This window comes from Microbacterium sp. (assembly GCF_036566905.1).
GTDB lineage: Bacteria > Actinomycetota > Actinomycetes > Actinomycetales > Microbacteriaceae > Microbacterium.
The window spans coordinates 1-5145 of the sequence record NZ_DATCVK010000227.1 but is presented as its reverse complement, the minus strand read 5'-3'; the positions used below and the strand labels follow the sequence as shown (position 1 = coordinate 5145).

Annotated in this window: 3 protein-coding genes; 1 reads left to right on the top strand and 2 read right to left on the bottom strand. The window is 70.6% G+C overall.

The window, feature by feature from the left end:
- Window positions 1–185, bottom strand: a 185-nt coding sequence (locus VIP82_RS20440; RefSeq protein ID WP_331912030.1) for a VOC family protein, incomplete at its 3' end; no start/stop codon positions are given.
- A gap of 76 nt (window positions 186–261) precedes the next feature.
- Here VIP82_RS20440 and VIP82_RS20435 point away from each other — a divergent pair.
- Window positions 262–1215, top strand: a complete 954-nt coding sequence (locus tag VIP82_RS20435) for a DUF1214 domain-containing protein (protein WP_331912028.1) — start codon at window positions 262–264, stop codon at window positions 1213–1215.
- Window positions 1216–1302: 87 nt separating this feature from the next.
- Here the strand turns inward: VIP82_RS20435 and mfd are convergent, their stop codons facing one another.
- Window positions 1303–4935 carry a transcription-repair coupling factor gene (gene mfd / locus VIP82_RS20430; RefSeq protein ID WP_331912026.1) on the bottom strand — a complete coding sequence of 1211 codons (3633 nt, stop codon included), beginning with the start codon at window positions 4933–4935 and terminating at the stop codon, window positions 1303–1305.
- Window positions 4936–5145 lie beyond the last annotated feature (210 nt).

Below are 5145 nucleotides of genomic sequence, written 5' to 3'. Positions count from 1 at the left end.
GGCGTCGTGTCGACGGACGGGCGCTGTGCCGCTCCGACACGCACGCGACCCAGCTCGAGTGCGACGTAAGCCCACTCGAGGTGCCGCTCATCGCGCACGAGGGAGAACCCCAGCACGCGGACGTAGAAGTCGACGGCCCGGTCGAGGTCGTCGGGGAAGATCTCGATGCGAAGGTCGGCCACCATGCCTCCACCCTCTCGCACGCGAGCCCCTTACGTCGCGCCCAGGGCGCGCGTCGCGCGCTGTGCCAGGATCGAGCTCGTGACCATTCACGTGAACGTCGATGACTTCGCCCGCGCCGAGACGGATCGGATGTTCCGCGATCTTCAAGCCCAGGCCGGCGGTGTCAACCGCTTCGTGCACAACCGCGAGCCGGCGGCGATCGACAACCAGACGGTGATCCGGTTGAACCGCGACACGTTGTACAGCTTCGCAGTGGTGGACCTCACCGCCGGCGCGACGCTGACTCTTCCCGAGCACGGCGACCGCTACCTGTCGGCGATGGTCGTCAACCAGGACCACTATGTCGACGCGATCTTCCACGACGCGGGATCCTACGAGCTGGCGAGCGATACCTTCGGCACCCGATACGTCACGGTGGCGGTGCGGACCCTCGTCGACCCGGCCGATCCGAGCGACCTGGCCGCGGTCGCCGCCATCCAGGATGCGATCACCCTCACCGCGGCCTCGTCGGTCGAATTCGCGTACCCGGACTACGACGTCGCGTCGCTCGACGAGACTCGCGAGGCGCTGCTCGTCCTCGCCCGGAACCTCACCGCGTTCGATCGCACCTTCGGGTCGAAGGACGAGGTCGACCCGGTCCGCCACCTGATCGGCACCGCGGCCGGCTGGGGCGGTCTGCCCTCGAGCGAGGCGTCGTACATCGGCGTGGACCCGCGCCTTCCCGTCGGCCGCTACGAGCTCACGGTCGGCGACGTGCCGGTCGACGGATTCTGGTCGATCTCGGTCTACAACGCCGAGGGCTTCTTCGAGCCGAACGACCGGAACATGTACACCGTCAACAACATCACGGGCGTTCGCAACGCAGACGGCTCGACCACCGTGCGGTTCGGGGACTTCCCGCCCGGTACCCCGAACGCCATCCCGGTGGCCGAGGGCTGGAACTACCTCGTGCGGCTGTACCGACCGCGCCCCGAGCTGACCGACGGCACGTGGGCGTTCCCCGCCCTCGACGACGGAAGCACGCCGTCCTGAGCGGTGTCCACGCCGTCCCCGGCCCGCCCGCCGGCTGACCGCTGCGCGACGCGCTCCGACTGACCGCTGCGCGATGCACGCCGGCGATCAGGCGTTGACGGCCGCCTCGGCTGCGGCATCCGCGTCGGCCTTCTTCGGTGGCCACAACTGCTCGATCAGCTGGGCGACCCAGGCGATCAGCTCGTCGTCGCCGAGCGGCTCGCCGCCCGCAGAGGGAAGCGGCACGACCATGGCCTCGCCGCCGGCGACGAGCTTCGCCTTGGGGTGCAGTCGTTGCAGGCGCACGCGCATCGAGTCCGGCAGGTTCGCCGGCGCGATGCGCAGGTTCGGACCCATCGCGACGACATCGGCGAGCCCTGCCTGACCGGCGCGGCGTCGCAGCCGCGCGACCGCGAGCAGACCCTCGACCTCGGCCGGCGGCTCGCCGTACCGGTCGGTGAGCTCCTCGACGACCAGGTCGATCGCGTCCGGCTGTGCGGTGACGGATGCCGCGGCCGAGAGCTTCTGGTACGCCTCGAGGCGCAGCCGCTCGCTGTCGATGTACGACTCCGGGATACGGGCCTGCACGGGCAGCTCGAGGCGCAGCTCGGCCGGCCCCTCGGTCTCCTCGCCGCGGAAGGTGGCGACCGCCTCGCCGATCATGCGCAGGTACAGGTCGAAGCCCACGCCCGCGATGTGGCCGGCCTGCTCGGCGCCCAGCAGGTTGCCCGCACCGCGCAGCTCGAGGTCCTTCAGCGCGACCTGCATGCCGGATCCGAGGTCGTTGTTGACCGCGATCGTCTCGAGGCGGTCGGCCGCGGTCTCGCTGAGCGGCTTCATGTCGTCGTAGAGGAAGTACGCGTACGCGCGCTCGCGTGCCCGGCCGACGCGGCCACGCAGCTGGTGAAGCTGGCTGAGGCCGTACTTGTCGGCGCGGTCGATGATGATCGTGTTCGCGTTCGAGATGTCGAGGCCCGTCTCGACGATCGTGGTGCAGACCAGCACGTCCGAACGGCGCTCCCAGAACGCGTCCACGACCTCCTCGAGGGCGTGCTCCCCCATCTGGCCGTGGGCGACCGCGATACGCGCCTCGGGAACGAGTTCCGCAAGCTCCGCCGCGACGCGTTGGATCGACTGCACGCGGTTGTGCACGTAGAACACCTGACCCTCGCGCAGGAGTTCGCGGCGGATGGCGGCGGCGATCTGCTTGTCGTTGCGCGGGCCGACGTACGAGAGGATCGGATGCCGATCCTCGGGCGGCGTCTGCAGCGTCGACATCTCGCGGATGCCGGTGACCGCCATCTCGAGCGTGCGCGGGATGGGCGTCGCGCTCATGGCGAGGATGTCGACGTTGGTCTTGAGCTTCTTGAGCTGATCCTTGTGCTCGACGCCGAAGCGCTGCTCCTCGTCGATGATCATCAGGCCGAGGTCCTTGAAGATCACCTTCTCGGTGAGGATGCGGTGCGTGCCGATCACCATGTCGACGGTGCCGTCGGTGAGCCCGGCCAGCACCTCGCGCGCCTGCTTGTCGGTCTGGAAGCGCGAGAGCGCCTTGACCTTCACCGGGAAGCCGGCGAAGCGCTCGGTGAACGTCTCGAGGTGCTGCTTGACCAGCAGCGTCGTCGGCACGAGCATCGCGACCTGCTTGCCGTCCTGGATGGCCTTGAACGCGGCGCGCACGGCCACCTCGGTCTTGCCGAAGCCGACGTCGCCCGACAGCAGCCGGTCCATCGGGATCGGCTTCTCCATGTCGGCCTTGATCTCGTCGATCGTCTGCAGCTGGTCGGGGGTCTCGGCGAACGGGAACGCCTCTTCGAGCTCGCGCTGCCACGGCGTGTCAGGGCCGAAGGCGTGGCCCTTCGACGCCATGCGCGCCGAATACAGCTTGACGAGCTCGACCGCGATGTCGCGCACCGCGCGGCGGGCCTTGCTCTTGGCCTGCGCCCAGTCGCTGCCACCCATCTTCGACAGCGCCGGCGCCTCGCCGCCGACGTACCGCGAGAGCAGGTCGAGCTGATCGGTAGGCACGAAGAGCTTGTCGCCCGGGTAGCCGCGTTTGGACGGCGCGTATTCCAGCACCAGATACTCGCGCACGCTCTTGATCGCGTTGCGCCCACCGCTGGAGACCTCACGCTGCGTGAGCTCGACGAACTTGCCGATGCCGTGCGTCGCGTGCACCACGTAGTCGCCGGCCTTCAGCTGCAGCGGGTCGACGACAGCCTTGCGACGCGACGCGAGCTTCTTCACGACGCGCGAGTCGCCGCCGATGGTACGGCCGTAGAACTCCGACTCGGTGAGCACGGCGAGCTTCGCCTCCGCCGCTTCGAACCCGCGCTCCAGCGTGCTGAGCACGACGTGGGCCACGCCGGGCTCGGGTGCGTGCAGCACCTCGTCGACCCTGCGCGCTGCGATGCCCCGCTCGGCGAGCACGTCGCGCGCACGTTCCACCAGCCCGGTCCCGGATGCCGCGACCACGACGCGCCAGCCGTCCGCCAGAAGTCCGCCGACGTGCTGTGTGGCGCCCTCCACGTTGCCCTGGAAGGACGGCACCGCCGACCCCGGCACGCGGATCGCCGCGGCCGCCTCGAGCGCGACGTCGATGTCGTCGTCGATGAGACCCTCGGCGGCGGCATCCGCCTGTCCTGAGTCGAACGAGCTGAGACTCCACCAGACCCCGCCGCGCGCGCGGGCCGCGGCGCGGATGGCGGGCAGCGTCAGGAAGTCGCCGGCGCCGAGGTCGATCGGGGTGGTGGCCCCTGCGGTGGCCGCACTCCACGCCGCCTCGAGGAACTCGCGGTTCGTCTCGCCGAGCGTGATCGCACGGGCGACCGCGCGCTCCGGGTCGACGAGTGCGACGGCCGAGCCCTCAGGAAGGTAGTCGACGACGGTGACGAGCCGGTCGACGACGGCCGGCAGCAGGGACTCCATGCCCTCGACCGGGATGCCCTCGGCCATCTTCTCGAGCATGCCCGCGAGGCCCGGGAACTCGCCCTTGAGCTGGCGTGCACGACCGCGCACGGGCTCGGTGAGCAGCAGTTCACGGCTGGGCAGCAGGGTGACGTCCCGCACCTCGCCGGGCAGCGAACGCTGGTCGGCGACCGAGAACGCGCGCATCTCGTCCACCTCGTCGCCGAAGAACTCGACCCGGTACGGGTGCGCGGCGGTCGGCGGGAAGACGTCGAGGATGCCGCCGCGCACCGCGAACTCGCCGCGACGCGAGACCATGTCGACGCGATGGTAGGCGAGTTCGACGAGGCGAGCCGACACCTCGCCGAGGTCGTGACCGCGGGCGCCGACGACGAGCTCGACGGGCGGGACATCGGTGAGCCCGGCCGCGAGCGGCTGGATGGCGCCGCGCACCGATGCCGTGATCACGAGCGGTGTGGCGGCGTCCCAGCGCGCGATGCGCGTGAGGATCTCGAGCCGGGCGCCGACGGTCTCGGCGCTCGGGCTGAGCCGCTCGTGGGGAAGGGTCTCCCACGCGGGGAAGTGGAGCACCTCGGTACCGGGCAGAAGCGCGCCGAGCGCGGGACCCAGCGATTCCGCCCGACGACCCGTCGGCGCGATCAGGAGAACCAGCGGCGGCTTGCCCGCGGCACGACGGCGTTCGATCAGGGCGGCGAGGAGCGGGGCGTCGAGCCCTTCGACGAGCGAGAAGTCGGCATCGACGGATGCCGCGGCCACCGCGTCCCGAAACGGCTCAGCCTGCTCGAGGGCGCGAACGATCCCGGGAACTGTCACCGCACGAGTCTACGGCCCACCGCCGACACGGGGCCGCCGCGGGGAAGAGGGCGTGCGACCCGGCCCCACCGATGCCGACGGGCTGTCGATCGACCCTCCTAGGATGAGCCTGTGAGCCAGCCCGTCGCGCCCGATGCGCCTCAGAACCCGCCCGTTCCGCCCGGCGCGTGGGCTCCACCCGCGCACGCGCCTTTCGGACCGCCCGCGGGC